The organism is Variovorax atrisoli, assembly GCF_014195185.1.
In the GTDB taxonomy this organism is placed as follows: domain Bacteria; phylum Pseudomonadota; class Gammaproteobacteria; order Burkholderiales; family Burkholderiaceae_C; genus Variovorax; species Variovorax atrisoli.
This window is the reverse complement of sequence record NZ_JACIBG010000003.1, coordinates 652,408-665,950: the sequence shown is the minus strand read 5'-3', so window position 1 is coordinate 665,950 and position 13,543 is coordinate 652,408. Positions and strand designations below refer to the sequence as shown.

11 protein-coding genes are annotated in these 13,543 nt (G+C 68.8%); 2 read left to right on the top strand and 9 right to left on the bottom strand.

The window, feature by feature from the left end; translation table 11 throughout:
- Positions 1 to 11 precede the first annotated feature (11 nt).
- Genes FHY06_RS14275 through FHY06_RS14255 form a run of 5 tightly spaced genes read right to left on the bottom strand, consistent with a single transcriptional unit; the run spans position 12 to position 6,203 of the window.
- The gene (locus FHY06_RS14275) at positions 12 to 932 is read right to left on the bottom strand and encodes an ABC transporter permease (protein WP_409327454.1); all 921 of its coding nucleotides are present in this window, start codon (positions 930 to 932) and stop codon (positions 12 to 14) included.
- Between the two features lie 7 nt (positions 933 to 939).
- Positions 940 to 1,875 (bottom strand): ABC transporter permease, encoded by a 936-nt coding sequence (locus FHY06_RS14270; RefSeq protein ID WP_007831166.1) that lies wholly within the window; start codon positions 1,873 to 1,875, stop codon positions 940 to 942.
- 19 nt (positions 1,876 to 1,894) lie between these two features.
- Positions 1,895 to 3,487: an ABC transporter substrate-binding protein gene (locus tag FHY06_RS14265; RefSeq protein ID WP_184605545.1), complete on the bottom strand. Its 1,593-nt coding sequence runs from the start codon at positions 3,485 to 3,487 to the stop codon at positions 1,895 to 1,897.
- Positions 3,488 to 3,542: 55 nt separating this feature from the next.
- A complete protein-coding gene (locus FHY06_RS14260) occupies positions 3,543 to 4,994 on the bottom strand; it encodes a M81 family metallopeptidase (protein WP_184605544.1) in 1,452 nt (483 codons plus the stop codon).
- Positions 4,995 to 5,045: 51 nt separating this feature from the next.
- A complete protein-coding gene (locus tag FHY06_RS14255; protein ID WP_145760389.1) occupies positions 5,046 to 6,203 on the bottom strand; it encodes an NAD(P)/FAD-dependent oxidoreductase in 1,158 nt (385 codons plus the stop codon).
- A gap of 202 nt (positions 6,204 to 6,405) precedes the next feature.
- On the opposite strand from FHY06_RS14255, the gene FHY06_RS14250 reads away from it, so the two are divergent.
- Entirely contained in the window at positions 6,406 to 7,182 is a 777-nt protein-coding gene (locus FHY06_RS14250) for a helix-turn-helix domain-containing protein (RefSeq protein WP_184605543.1), read from the top strand.
- Positions 7,183 to 7,269: 87 nt separating this feature from the next.
- On the top strand, positions 7,270 to 8,538 hold the full coding sequence (locus FHY06_RS14245; protein WP_184605542.1) for a M20/M25/M40 family metallo-hydrolase: 1,269 nt from the start codon (positions 7,270 to 7,272) through the stop codon (positions 8,536 to 8,538).
- A 66-nt stretch (positions 8,539 to 8,604) separates the two neighbouring features.
- Here the strand turns inward: FHY06_RS14245 and FHY06_RS14240 are convergent, their stop codons facing one another.
- From FHY06_RS14240 to FHY06_RS14225, 4 genes are all read right to left on the bottom strand, one after another.
- Complete coding sequence (locus tag FHY06_RS14240; protein ID WP_184605541.1) at positions 8,605 to 10,668, bottom strand: DUF3300 domain-containing protein; 2,064 nt, start codon at positions 10,666 to 10,668, stop codon at positions 8,605 to 8,607.
- A gap of 159 nt (positions 10,669 to 10,827) precedes the next feature.
- On the bottom strand, positions 10,828 to 11,469 hold the full coding sequence (locus FHY06_RS14235) for a DUF3299 domain-containing protein (protein ID WP_126185437.1): 642 nt from the start codon (positions 11,467 to 11,469) through the stop codon (positions 10,828 to 10,830).
- 3 nt (positions 11,470 to 11,472) lie between these two features.
- A complete protein-coding gene (locus FHY06_RS14230) occupies positions 11,473 to 12,735 on the bottom strand; it encodes an ABC transporter permease (RefSeq protein ID WP_019654714.1) in 1,263 nt (420 codons plus the stop codon).
- Between the two features lie 55 nt (positions 12,736 to 12,790).
- Entirely contained in the window at positions 12,791 to 13,540 is a 750-nt protein-coding gene (locus tag FHY06_RS14225; RefSeq protein ID WP_184605540.1) for an ABC transporter ATP-binding protein, read from the bottom strand.
- Positions 13,541 to 13,543: the final 3 nt, after the last annotated feature.

Below are 13,543 nucleotides of genomic sequence, written 5' to 3'. Positions count from 1 at the left end.
CCTGCCGTCCTTCACAGTTGCCGTGCCAGGCGCGGGTCCAGCGCGTCGCGCAGGCCGTCGCCCAGCAGGTTGATGGCCAGCACCGTGGCCGCCAGCAGCAGGCCCGGGTACAGGATGATGTGGAACGCCACCGCCACGAAGTTGCGGCCCTCGGCCATCATGTTGCCCCAGCTCGGCGTCTGCGAAGGCACGCCCACGCCGAGGAAGGACAGCGCAGCCTCCGTCAGCACGGCGGCGGCGGCCACGAAGGTGGCCTGCACGATCAGCGGCGCTACGGTGTTCGGCAGCACGTGGCGCACCAGGATCACCGGAAGGCGCGTGCCCACCGCGTGCGCGGCCTCCACGAAGAGCTGCTCGCGCAGGGTGAGCGCCAGCGAGCGCACCAGCCGCACCACGCGCGGTATCTCCGGCACCGTGATGGCGACGATCACCGTCGTCAGGCTGGCGCGGGTCACGGCCATCAGCGCGATCGCCAGCAGGATGCCCGGGATGGCCATGAGCCCGTCCATCACCCGCATGATCGGCCCGTCCGCCCATCGCACGAAGCCCGCCACCAGCCCCAGCGCGACGCCGAAGAAGGTGGCCAGCAGCGCCACCGAGGCGCCGACGATCATCGACACCCGTCCACCCCACACGGCGCGGCTGAACACGTCGCGCCCCAGCGCGTCGGTGCCGAACCAGTGCTCGGCCGAGGGCAGCTGCATGCGCGCGAGCGGGTCGATGTCCTGCGGGTCGTGCGTTGCGATCCACGGCGCGGCGATGGAAAGCGCCGCCACCGCGATCAGCAGCAGCGCGCCGACGATCAGCGTCGGGTGCTTGCGCAGCCAGCGCAGGCGCGGCGGAACGAAGGGGGCCTCGGCCGGCGGCGCGACTTCGGCTTGGGCAGGCGTCGCGGGCACGTCGATGTCGCTCATGGGAAGTACGGAGGACATTGCGGGTTCAGTACTGGATTCGCGGATCGAAGAGCCGGTAGCTCAGGTCGATCAGCAGGTTGATCAGCACGTACACGCCCGCCGACAGCAGCAGCACGCTCTGGATCACGGGGTAGTCGTGCCGCTGCACCGAGTCGATCACCAGCCGGCCCACGCCGGGAATGGCGAACACCGTCTCGGTGACCACCACGCCGCCGATCAGCAGCGCGATGCCCGCGCCCACGGTGGTGGCGATGGGAATGGCCGCGTTGCGCAGCGCATGCCCCAGCACCGGCAGCACGCCCAGGCCCTTGGCGCGCGCGGTGCGGATGTAGTCCTCGTGCAGCACTTCGAGCACGGTGGCGCGCGTCATGCGCGTCACCAGCGCGATGTAGACCAGGGCCAGGTTCACGCAGGGCAGCACCAGCGAGCGCAGCCACTCGCCCGGGCCCTCTGCGAAGCGCACGTAGCCCTGCACCGGAAACCACGGCAGCTGGATCGCGAAGCTGTAGACCAGCAGGTAGCCCACCAGGAAGACGGGTACCGAGAAGGCCAGCACCGCGAAGAGCATCACCAGCCGGTCGATCCAGCTGCCCGCGCGGTAGGCCGCGAGCGTGCCCAGCGGCACCGACACCACCAGCGTGATGAGCATGGTCAGCGCGGCGATCGACACCGTGGGTTCCAGCCGCTGGCCCAGCAGCTGCGTGACGGGCATCTGCGTGAAGATCGAAGTGCCCAGGTCGCCGGTGAAGAGCTTGCCGATCCACAGCCCGAACTGCTGCCACAGCGGCAGGTTCAGGCCGAGCGCGGCGCGCAGCTTCTCGATGTCTTCGGTGGTGGCGAGGTCGCCCGCGATGAGTGCGGCCGGGTCGCCCGGCGAGAGGTGGATCAGCAGGAACACCACCACGGCCACCACCGCCATGACGGGCAGGGTCGCGATGAAGCGTCGAACGATGTAGCCCATGGCGGTGTCCTTCCGGCCCTTACTGCCTGTCGAGCGCCCAGACCGTCGGCATGCCGGACCAGAGCTTGTCCAGGCCCTTCAGGCTGGTGCGCGCTGCGAAGGCGGCCGAGTACTGGCCGGCGTTGATGTACGGCACGGCCTCGTAGGCGCGGGCCTGGAAGGCGTCGAGCAGTTCCTTGCGCTTGGCGGGCACGGTCTCCTTCAGCCAGGCGGTGCGCAGGTCGTCGAGCTGCTTGTCGCAGGGCCAGCCGGGCAGGGTGTTGCCGCAGGCTGCGCTCAGGTAGGCGTTGCTGATGGGCGAGTTGGCGTCGAACTCGCCGGCCACGGTGACGTAGATGTTCCAGCCGCCGGCGTCGGGTGCATCGCGCTTGGCGCGGCGCGCGCCGATGGAAGCCCAGTCCATGGTCTGGGCATCGACGTTCAGGCCGATGCTCTTCATGGTCTGCGCGGCCATCAGCGCCTCGGCGTTCAGGTAGGGCACGTCGCTGGGTACCAGCAGCACCACCTTCTCGCCCTTGTAGCCGGCGTCGGCGAGCATCTTCTTGGCCTTGGCGACGTCGGCCTTGCGGTAGGGCTCGGCGCCGGCCGCGGTGTCGTTGGGACTGCCGCAGATGAAATAGGTGGCGCAGTAGGCCATGCGCATGTCCAGCGGGAAGCCCATGGCCGCCATGAAGCGCTCCTGGCTCACGGCCTGCAGCAGTGCCTGGCGCACCTTCGGATTGTTGAAGGGTGGATGCAGCTGGTTCATCACCAGGAAGCCCTGGTAGGCGCCGCCGGAGCCGATCTTCACGCCCGTGTCGGTGCGCAGCGGCGCGATGTAGTCGGGCGGCAGCTGCTCGATGATGTCGACCTCGCCGCGCTTGAGGGCTGCCACCGCGCTGTTGGCGTCGGGCAGGTAGAGCCACTCGACGCGGTCGAAGTTGCTCTTCTTGCTGCCGGCCAGGCCGCTCGGCGGTTCGCTGCGCGCCACGTAGTTGGGGTTGCGCACGAACACGGCCTTGTTGCCCGGCACCCATTCGTCGCGCTTGAACACGTACGGGCCGGAGCCCAGCACTTCGGTCAGCGGCGCGGTGGCCGGCAGCTTCGCCAGCCGCTCGGGCAGCACCACCGGCGGAAAGCCCGAGGGCTTCGCCAGCGCGTCGAGCACCATGCCGAAGGGTTCGGCGAGCGTGAGCGTGAAGGTGCGCGCGTCCGTCGCCTTCCACTCGGCGCCGCTGGCCGCCATGGCGCGGCCGAGGCTGTCGCGCGCGGCCCAGCGCTGCAGCGACGCGACCGCGTCGGCCGAGGTGACGGCGCTGCCGTCGGAGAACTTGAGGTTGGGGCGCAGCGTGAAGCTCCACTGCTTGCCGTCCTTCGAGGCGGTGTACTTCTCCACCATCTGCGGCTGCGGCTTGCCGTTCGCGTCCTGCGCGAAGAGCGTGTCGTACACCATGTAGCCGAAGTTGCGCGAGATGTAGGCGGTGGTGAAGGTCGGGTCGAGGATCTTCAGGTCGGCATGCGCCACCACCTTCAGCGTCTTGGGCTGCGGCGTCTGGGCATGCGCGGGAAGGCTCGCCGCGAAGGCGGTGGAAAGGGCCAGGGCGGCGAGAGCGCCAAGCGTCCGTCGTTTCATCGTCGGTTCTCCGGTGAGGGAAGGCAGCAGGAAAGGAAGGCGAAAGAAGGAGGCCTCAGGCCGCGACGCCGATCGGCCATTTCGGCAGGCGGGCCTTGCGATAGGGCAGCGTGTTCAGGTCGAGTGTGACGGCGCCCGGCGCGCCCGCATAGATGACGTGCTTCGCCACCTTGGAGTACGACGCGTAGAAATGCTGCGACGACTTCACGACGATGATCTTCTTCGCAGCGAGGTCGCAACCGAGCTGCGTGAACAGGTCTGTGCCCATCGCCTGGTTGCGCAGCGTGATCAGCACGATCTCGATGCCGTTGGCCTCGACGAGCGCGCTGTCGCCCATCAGCGTGGGCGTGCCGGCCAGGCCGGTCATCACCAGGTCGTGCTTGAGCGCCTTCACGGTGCATTCGAGGTCGAGCGGGTCGCCGGACAGGGGGCTGATCTTGCCGCCGATGCGCATCGGCAGCTTCGCGCCCACGCCGGCGTCGAAGGCGATGCGCACCGCGATCGGGTCCCACAGCGGGCCCAGCGCCGCGTTGGCGATGCCGCGTTCGACCATGCGTCGCAGGATGAATGTGGAGTCGCTCGCGGCGCCGCCGCCGGGGTTGTCGGCACCGTCGGAGATCACCACCGGGCCGCCCTCGAAGGCCAGCGCCTCGTCGAGCGATGCATCGATGCCGGGGTAGTTCACGGTGAGGCCGTCGCGCATCGCGATGACCTCGTCGGCGAGCTGGCGCGCCAGCATGTCGGCCTTGGCCTTGTCGCCGTCGGTGTAGACCAGCACCTTGGTGCCCATCTCGGGCACGTCGCCCCAAGAGAACCCGTGCGTGAGCGAGATAGAGAGCACGCCGTCCTTGCCCTCGAGCGACTGCATGCGCTCGACGAAGCCGCGCGCCGGCTGGCGCGAGGTGTGGACGGTGACGATCATGTCGCAGTCGACCACCGCCGCCACCGGACGCACCTTGCCCTCGACCGCGGCGGCGCAGATGTCGACCAGCTCCAGCCCGCGTTCGAGCACGTCGGTGTGCGGGTACTCCTTGAAGGAGATCATGACGTCGGCGTTGGAGATCATCTCGGGCGTGAGGTGGTTGTGCGGATCGAGCTCCGCGCCGATCACCACGTCGGGCCCGACGATCTGCCGCACGCGCGCCAGCAGGTCGCCTTCGCAGTCGTCGTAGCCGTCGGCGACCATCGCGCCGTGCAGGCCGAGCAGCACCATGTCGACCGGCAGCACGGCGCGCAGGTCGTTCAGCAGCTCGTCGCGCAGCGTCTCGTAGGCGTGGCGCGTGGTGGTGCCGCTGGGCTGCGCGCCGGCCACCATGCCTTCGAACAGCGTCCAGCCATTGTCGGCGCCGCGCATGCGGGCGGCCCACAGCGGGCCCGAGAAGAGCGTCATCGCCTCGGGGTGCTTGCCGGCGGGGAAGTAGCCGCGGTCCTTGAAGGAGGCGAGACCCGTCGGCATCGGGCCGAAGGTGTTGGTTTCGGTGGCCAGGGAAGCACTGAAGACGCGCATGGTCGGACCTCGTGGAGTGTTTGTGTGGTTGTTGTGAGAAGCAGGCCGGGCTCAGCCCGCGGCCGCACGCAGCCGCTGCGGACCCAGCATTTCCGCCGTGAGCCCGAAGGAGGCGATGCGCTCCGGCAGCGGCAGCCCGCGCGCGAGCGCGGCGCAGGCCTCGCCCATGGCAGCCGAGGTCTGGATGCCGTAGCCGCCCTGTGCCGCCACCCAGAAGAAGCCGGGCACGCCGGGCTCGAAGCCGCCGACCAGGTCGCCGTCGGGCACGAAGGAGCGCAGGCCGGCCCAGGTGCGCGTGGGGCGGCGGATGGAGAGCGTGGTCGCCTCCTCGATGCGGTGCATGGCGATGGCGATGTCCATCTCCTCGGGCTGCACGTCCTGCGGCTCGACCGGGTCGGCATTGGCCGGCGAGCCCAGCAGCATGCCGGCGTCGGGCTTGATGTACCAGCCTTCGTCGGCGCCGAACACCATCGGCCAGTGCGCCACGCTCTGGCCTTCGGGCGGAGCGAAGATGAAGGCAGAGCGCCGGCGCGGCTCGATGCCCAGCGGAGGCACGCCGGCCATGCGGGCGATGGTGTCGACCCATGCGCCGGCGGCGTTGAGAACCACGGGCGCTTCGTAGACTGAGCCGCCGGCTTCGACGCGCCAGCGTTCGCCCACGCGCTCGATGGCCGTCACGCCCGCATCGCACACCAGCCTGCCGCCCGCGCGGCGCATGCCGCGCAGGTAGCCCTGGTGGATGGCGTGCACGTCCATGTCGGCGGCGTCGGGCTCGTACACGGCGCCCAGCACCTGTTCGGGGCGCAGCGCGGGCACCATCTCGCGCGCCTGCTCGCCGCTCAGGCGGGAGGCGCCGGTGTCCATGGCGCGCAGCACTTCCCAGTGGGCTTCGAGCTCGGCCATGTGTTCTGCGCCCGCCACCATCATCGCGCCGCGCGGCGTGAGCAGCGGATGCTCGCTGAAGCCTTCGGGCGGGTGTTCGAGGAAGGCGCGGCTCGCCATGGTGAGGGCGCGCACCTGCGCTGTGCCGTAGCTTTCCATGAAGAGGGCGGCGGATCGGCCGGTGGAGTGATAGCCCGGTTGCGATTCGCGTTCGAGAAGGATCACGCGTGCGTGCGGAGCGAGCCAGTGGGCCACCGAGGCCCCGGCGATGCCGCCGCCGATCACGAGGAAGTCAGCCACGACGGGCTCTGCAGTGCTTGAAGTCATCGACGAAAAGTGTAGGAACAATTTTGCGTATACGCAAATTGATTCGGCAGCTCCAAGGGGAAACCATGATGCACCGACCTGGTGAAATTTGCGTTCGCGCAATTTGCGTATACGCAACTTCCGGGCCCGCCCAGCGCGGGTCGGCATGGATGAGGCGCGCCCCGGCTGGCAGAATTGCCGGCACCACAAGAGAAAGCCAAGCGTGAATCCACACACAGGGACCAAGACGGGGACGAAGCCCAGGGAAGAGCCGCCCACGCTGGACCGCGCCACCTTCGGCAACCGCCTGCGCAGCGCGCGCAAGCGTTTCGGCTGGACGCTGGCGCAACTGGCGGAGCGCTCGGGCGTATCGATCACCACCATCTCGCGCGCCGAGCGTGGCCAGCTCGCGCTGGGCTACGAGAACTTCACCGCGCTGGGCCGCGCGCTCGAGATGGACATGAACGCGATGTTCGCCGGCGCAGGCGTCAAGCCCGCGCAGCTCGACGGGCCGGTGGTCACCCGCTCCGGCAAGGGCGTGGTCTACAAGGGGCTTTCCATCGCCTACGAATTCCTCGGCACCACCGCGGCCGGCAAGCAGATGAGCCCCATCGTCGGCACGGTGCACGCGCGCAAGATCCACGGTCCGGAAGACTTCGTGCGGCATGGCGGGGAGGAGTTCGCCTATGTGCTGTCGGGCGAGATCGAGGTGCACTTCGACAACGGCGAGGTGGTGCGCATGGCCAAGGGCGACTCGCTCTACTTCGACAGCCGCCTGGGCCACGCGTACATCAGCGTGAGCCGGCAGCTCGCACGCATCGTGGGCATGACCATCGGCGAGAGCGGGCACATGCAGTCGGCGCGGGAGGGAGAGGAGCGTCCCATGCCGGCACCAGCCGCCCGGCAGGGCGAGGAGCCCGTTGCGTCGGCGTTGCCCGCGAAGGCGTCGAAGGGGCAGTCGAAGCCCTCGCGGAAAGCCGCGGCGGCAAAGAGCGCGTAGCCGCCCCTGCGCCGTGTCTCCGATTTGCTCGCCGCGCGGGGCCGCATGGCTATGCTGTGCGCCGTCATCCACTCCAGAGAAAAAACCATGACCTCGCGTCTGCCTTCATTCCCGCTTCGCTCCATGGCGCTGGCCTGCGGCCTTGCGCTCGGCGCCGTCGCCGGCGCCCACGCGGCCCCCGATGCGAAGCTGCTCGCTGCCGCCGAGAAGGCGCAGCCCGCGGTGATCGACAACCTCAAGGAGATGGTGCTGATCGAATCGGGCAGCCTCAACGTCGACGGCCTGCTCAAGATGGCCGACGTGGTGGAAGGGCGCCTGAAGGCTGCCGGCTTCAAGACCGAGCGCCGCAAGGCCACGGCCGGCGCGGGTGCCGACATCGTGATCGGCACGCTCAAGGGCACGGGCAAGCGCAAGATCATGCTGCAGGGCCACATGGACACGGTGTACGCGCCGGGCATTCTCAACAGCCAGCCCTACAAGATCGACGGCAACCGCATCTACGGCCCCGGCATCGCCGACGACAAGGGCGGCCTCGCGGTCATGCTGGCTTCGCTGAAGATCCTGGCCGACGCCGGCTGGCGCGACTACGACACGCTCACCGTGCTGATGAACCCCGACGAGGAAGTGGGCTCGGTCGGCTCCGGCGAGCTGATCGCGACCATCGCCGACCAGCACGACACGGTGCTGTCGTTCGAGCCGACGGTGGCGAAGTCGGTGGTCAAGGGCGAATCGCTGCTGCTCGGCGCGGCCGGCATCGCCACGGCCACGCTCGAGGTGAAGGGTCGCGCGTCGCACGCTGGCGCAGCGCCCGATCTGGGCCGCAACGCGCTGTACGAGCTCTCGTACCAGATGCTGCAGACCAAGGATCTCGCCAAGGACATTCCGGGCGTGACGCTCAACTGGACCGTGGCGCGCGCCACCGGCCCGCTCAACCAGATCACCGAGAAGGCGCAGGCGCAGGGCGACGTCCGCATCACCCAGCCCGGTGCCGAGAAGAAGCTGGCCGAGGCGCTGCAGGCGAAGATCGCATCGGGCAAGCTGATCCCCGACACCGAGACCACGGTGAAGGTGGAGGTGGGCCGCCCGGCCTTCATCGCGGGCGACAAGGGTCGCGCGCTGGCCGAGAAGGCGCAGGCCATCTACAAGGAAATCGACCGCGAACTCGCGCTGACGCCGATGACCGGCGGCGGCACCGACGCGGGCTACGCAGGCCGCTCGGGCAAGGCCACGGTGGTCGAGAGCTTCGGCCTCGCGGGCTTCGGCTATCACGCACGCGACGAGTACATCGAAGCCGATTCGATCGTGCCGCGCATCTACCTCGTCACGCGGCTGCTGACGGAGATCGGCAAGAACTGAGGTTGAAGGGAAGCGGCGCCGCCGCGACGTTTCCGTCGCGGCGGGGCGCGGGCGTCGCTGCGCCCGTTACTGCTGCCTCGGGTCCCCGGGGCGATGCTGCTGGTGCTGCTGGCGTTCCGCCGCAGCGGCTGCCATGCGTTGCTGTTGTTGCTGCTGAGCCTGCTGCTGCTGGTGCGCCATCTGCTGGGCCTGCTGCTGCGCGCGAGCCTGTTGCTGCTGCATCTGCTGCTGGCGCTGTTGCTGCATGGCCTGCATCTGCTGTTGTTGCTGTTGCTGCTGCATGCGTGCGGCCTGTTGCTGTGCCTGTTGTTGGGCCTGCTGCTGGCGGCGCATCTGCTCCTGCTGGGCCATCTGCTGTTGCTGCTGTCGGGCCTGCTGTTGCTGCATCGCCTGCTGGCGCTGAATCTGCTCCTGCTGTCGCTGGGCCTGCTGCTGAGCACGCGCCTGTTGGTCGGCCTGTTGTTGGCGACGCATCTGCTCCTGCTGCGACTGCTCCCTGCGTGACTGGTCGAGCTGGGCCTGCTGCTGGCGTCGCTGTTCCTGAGCTGCCTGCTGTTGCTGTTGCTGGCGCTGCTGCTGTTGCTGTTGCTGTTGCTGCGCGAGCTGTGCCTGCTGCTGGGCTTGCTGTTGCTGCGGCGGGGGCTGCATCAGGCCCCGAGCCTGGCGTGCCTGCTGGTCGCGCGCCTGCTGCTGGGCCTGCTGTTGAGCCTGTTGCTGCCGGCGCATCTGCTCCTGCTGCGCGATCTGTTGCTGCTGGCGGGCCTGGTTCTGGGCCTGCTGTTGCTGCTGCATGGCCTGCTGGCGCTGAGCCTGTTCCTGTTGCCGCTGCTGGGCCTGCTGTTGGGCTCGCGCCTGCTGCTGTTGTTGCTGAGCCTGCGCGAACGCGGCCTGCTGCTGGACGCGCTGCTGTTGCTGCTGTGCCTGCTGCGCTTGTTGAGCCTGCTGCTGGGCGAAGAGGGCCCGCTGCTGCTGTTGCTGCACCTGCTGCATCGCGCCCGGGTTCGCCGCGAAATTGGCAGGCGCTCCAGGGGGCAGTACGCCGCGCGGTCCGGCATTGTTGTTGTAGACGTTGACGTTGCGCACGTTGTTGACCACGGTGGTCGAGCGCGAGATGTAGGTGCTGTTGTTGTAGACCACCGCAGGCCGCGCGAAGGCCGGCTGCGGGCCGGGGCCACGGTCGCGATCACGCCAGCGCGGAGCGCCCCAGTTCATGTTCCACGAATGCCAGCCCCAGTCGTGGCGCTCCAGTGCCGCGCCCACGATCACGCCGGCACCGAACGCGAGCGCGCCTGCCGCCAGCACCTGGCCGCCGCTATAGCCCGGCGACGACACCACCTGCACCGGAGGTGCGTAGGCGTAACCCGGATACACCGGCTGCGGCTCGCCGTAGATCACCTGCGGGTCATAGGCGGGCACGTACACCACGTCGGGCTGCACCGGCTCGATGGTGATGAACTGCTGCGGCGGTTCGACCACGACGGGTCCTGCATACACGGGCTGCACGTCGGGGGCCGGCGCGTAGTTCGGTGGCGGCGCGGCGGTGACCACGCGCAGCTTGTCGTTGTTCTTGAGGCGGCCGGCCTTGGCGGCGCGCTGGCGCATGACCTGGATCGCGTTCATCACGTCGGCCGGGTCGTTGTAGTAGGCCTGGCCGAGTGCCTGTGTCCACGGAATGTTGCCGGCCATCTGGTCGACCACGGGACGGAATGCGGTGAGCGACTTCACGCTCGGGTCCCAGGGCTGCTGGTTGGCCGCGTCGGCCAGCGGGCCGGCCTTGAGGTTGCGGTTCTGCGCGAGCCATTCGTGCGCCGCGGTGATCTGGTCGGGGTAGGTGGCGCCGGCCAGGATCTGCGCGACCAGCTTGTCGGGGTACAGCGCGATGGGCGCGACCAGCTGGTAGAGCTGCTCGGCGCTGGGTGGCGTGTGGGCGGCCTGTACGGGTGCGGCGACAGGGGCCTGCTGCTGCGTCTGCGGTACCGACGGTGGCGGGATGGAGCCCGCAGGGTCCTGCGTCGATGCGAGAGGGGCGGGGGTGCTGGTGGGAGCCTTGTCGCAGCCTGCGAGGACGAGGGCACTGATGCACAGCGAGATCGTCAACAGCCGCGGGGCGGTAGAGAGGTTTTTTGTCATCTGGATTTCCATGAAGACGCCCGGGGGCATACCCGGACTTCTTCAACGGAACTCGGCATCAAGCGATGACAGAGCTTGCGCCGCGGATGCAACGGTCTGTGTCGGTTCCGTGCCGCCAAGCCTGTCGGCGCAGAACCACACGGCGCGGAGGCCGCGGCCTTACTTCGAGCCGCCGGTGTACTTGGTGACGGTGGCCGCGCTCACGTGGTAGCCGCTCACGCCCATCATCGAATCGTTGCGCAGGGTCTGCAGCTTGCCGGTGACCCATACCGTGTCCATTGCGCGGAACTTGGCACCCTTCTGCGGCACCACGTGCAGGATCTGGTTGGCAGGCGGCGGCGGCGTGTGGATGCAGGCGCCGAAGTAGGGCACCAGCAGGAATTCGGTGACCTCGCCCTTGGCTTCCTCGAGCGGCACGATGAAGCCGGGGATCTTGATCTCCGCGCCGTTCATCGCCGGATTGGTCGGTGCGTTGTTCGACACCTCCTGCATCTTCATGAGCAGCTCGTTGGCGCGCGGGTCGCCGTCGTCGAGCGCGCTCAGGTCCATGCCCTTGAACTCCTTGGCCGGGTCCCAGTCCTTGGGCACCAGCTCTTCCCAGGTGATCTGGCGCGGCTGGCCCGGTGCGGCCTTGGAGGCCGCTGCGGGAGAAGCCTTGCCGCCCAGCGGATTGGCGGCGGTGGTGTCCTTGGGGGCGGGTTCGGCGGCCCAGGCAGCGGCCGCGAGGCCGGCACCTGCGATCAGCATCGAAAGCCGAGTGAAAGCTTTGCTCGTGGACAAGGTCTTCTGTGCGATGGGCATGGTTCAAATCCTCGGTGAGAGGCCGTCTGCAAGAGAGAGTCGATAGGCGCGGATGCCGGGCAAGAGGCTTGCCAGCCAACCGGCGGCCAGCAGGCTCGCCATCAGCAGCCATTCGTTCAGTGTAGGTTCGGAAAGGCTCAATGTCAGCCCGAACTGCGACTGCAGCCATGGCGAGAGCAGGGCGATGCCGAGCACCGCCATCACCACGCCCAGCACCACGCCGAGCACGGTGACCAGCGCACCTTCGAGGGCAAGCAGCGCCAGCACATGGCGCAGGCCCGCGCCCACCGCGCGCAGCACCGCGAGTTCGCGGCGCCGCTCGTTGAGGCCCGCCATCACCACCGACACCAGCCCCGCGAGGCTCACCAGCGCGACCAGTGCCGACATCAGCAGCAGCGCGTTCTCGCCGACGCCGATCACGCTCCACAGCTCGTCGAGCGCCACGCCGGGCAGGATGGCCATCAGCGGTTCGCCGGTGTAGGTCGAGATCCAGCGCTGCACGCCGAACACGGCAGCGCGGTTCTTCAGGCCCACCAGCACGGCCGTCACGTTCTTGGGCGTGAGGTCGAACTTGCGCACCTGCTCGGGCGAGATGTGCACGCCCGGCATCGGCGCGCCGCCCACCCATTCGAGGTGGATGGCTTCCATGGCCGCGAGGCCGATGTGCACCGTGCGGTCAACCGGCGTGCCGGTACGTGCGAGCACGCCGACCACGGTGAAGGGCTTGTCCGCATGCTCGGCCACGTTGAGCTCGCCGCTGCCGTGCGCGAGCGTGATCTTCTGGCCCACGTGGTAGTTGAGCTTGTCGGCCACCTCGGCGCCGACCACCGCGTCGAAGAGCTCGCTGAAGGGCTTGCCCTCGCGCAGCTTCAGCGTCTGCCTGTCGCCGTAGCGGAAGCGGGTGAAGTAGTCGGTGGAGGTGGCCAGCACCGAGAAGCCGCGATGCGAATCACCAAGCGACAGCGGCACCACCCAGTCGACGCCCGGGTGCGACGAGAGCGCCTGCACGCTCTTCCAGGAGATATTGTTGGTGGCCGCGCCGATGCGGAACACCGAGTAAAGCAGCAGCTGCGTGGAGCCGGTACGCGCGCCCACGATCAGGTCGGTGCCCGATACGGACGATGCGAAGTTCTCGCGCAGCTCGGTGCGGATGCGTTCCACGCCCAGCAGCAGGAAGGTGGAGAGCGCGATGGAGAACACCGTCAGCGCGAGCGTGAAGCGCCGGTTCCAGGCGCTGCGCCATGCAATGGAAAAGAGTGCCTTCATTGGCAGGCCTCCGCGCGTCGCGCCGCGGTATTCGCCTTGGGAGCGGACCGGCGGCTCATGCGTCCACCGCCATCGCGCTGGTGGCCGCGCGGTTGATCTCGGGCAGCAGCACATGCCGCGCGAAGCGTTGGGCGATGCGCTGGTCGTGGCTCACGAACACGAGCGCGCTGTGGTGCTCCGCGCAGGCCGTCAGCAGCACGTCGAGGAAGGCCTCGCGCCGGTCTTCGTCGAGCGCGGAGGTGGGTTCGTCGGCGATCACCACTTCGGGTTGGCCGATGAGCGCGCGTGCCGCGGCCACGCGCTGCTGCTGACCCACGGAGAGCTGCAGCGCCTGCCGGTTCCACAGGTTGCGGTCCAGGCCCATCTGGTCGAGCAGGTGCTCGGCCTCGCCGCGCGAGCTGCCGTTGCGCGACGCATTGGCCTCGCGCCGCTGCGAGAAGCGGCAGGGCAGCAGCACGTTGTCGATCACGCTCAGGTACGGCAGCAGGTTGAACTGCTGGAAGATGTAGCCCACGTGCGCCACGCGGCTGCGGTCGCGCTGCGTGCCCGAGAGCTTCGACCAGTCGTGGCCGAGCAGCGTGACGCGGCCTTCGTCGGCCACCAGCACGCCGGCCAGCAGCGACAGCAGCGTGCTCTTGCCGCAGCCGCTCGGCCCGTGCAGGAACACCGATTCGCCGGCCGTGATCCGGAAGGCCTCGATGTCGATGCAGGGGGTCTTGGCCGATGGCCATGTGAAGCGCAGCGCCTCGGCTGCGAGCACGACGCGCAGGGCCGATGAGCCCTGCGCCGAAGGAAGGTCGCTCACGGT

Bases quoted from the DNA above. Each gene is read 5' to 3' on its own strand.
- FHY06_RS14275 (WP_409327454.1), bottom strand. From the start codon at position 932: ATGTCCTCCGTACTTCCCATGAGCGACATCGACGTGCCCGCGACGCCT.
- FHY06_RS14270 (WP_007831166.1), bottom strand. From the start codon at position 1,875: ATGGGCTACATCGTTCGACGCTTCATCGCGACCCTGCCCGTCATGGCG.
- FHY06_RS14265 (WP_184605545.1), bottom strand. From the start codon at position 3,487: ATGAAACGACGGACGCTTGGCGCTCTCGCCGCCCTGGCCCTTTCCACC.
- FHY06_RS14260 (WP_184605544.1), bottom strand. From the start codon at position 4,994: ATGCGCGTCTTCAGTGCTTCCCTGGCCACCGAAACCAACACCTTCGGC.
- FHY06_RS14255 (WP_145760389.1), bottom strand. From the start codon at position 6,203: ATGACTTCAAGCACTGCAGAGCCCGTCGTGGCTGACTTCCTCGTGATC.
- FHY06_RS14245 (WP_184605542.1), top strand. From the start codon at position 7,270: ATGACCTCGCGTCTGCCTTCATTCCCGCTTCGCTCCATGGCGCTGGCC.
- FHY06_RS14240 (WP_184605541.1), bottom strand. From the start codon at position 10,668: ATGACAAAAAACCTCTCTACCGCCCCGCGGCTGTTGACGATCTCGCTG.
- FHY06_RS14235 (WP_126185437.1), bottom strand. From the start codon at position 11,469: ATGCCCATCGCACAGAAGACCTTGTCCACGAGCAAAGCTTTCACTCGG.
- FHY06_RS14230 (WP_019654714.1), bottom strand. From the start codon at position 12,735: ATGAAGGCACTCTTTTCCATTGCATGGCGCAGCGCCTGGAACCGGCGC.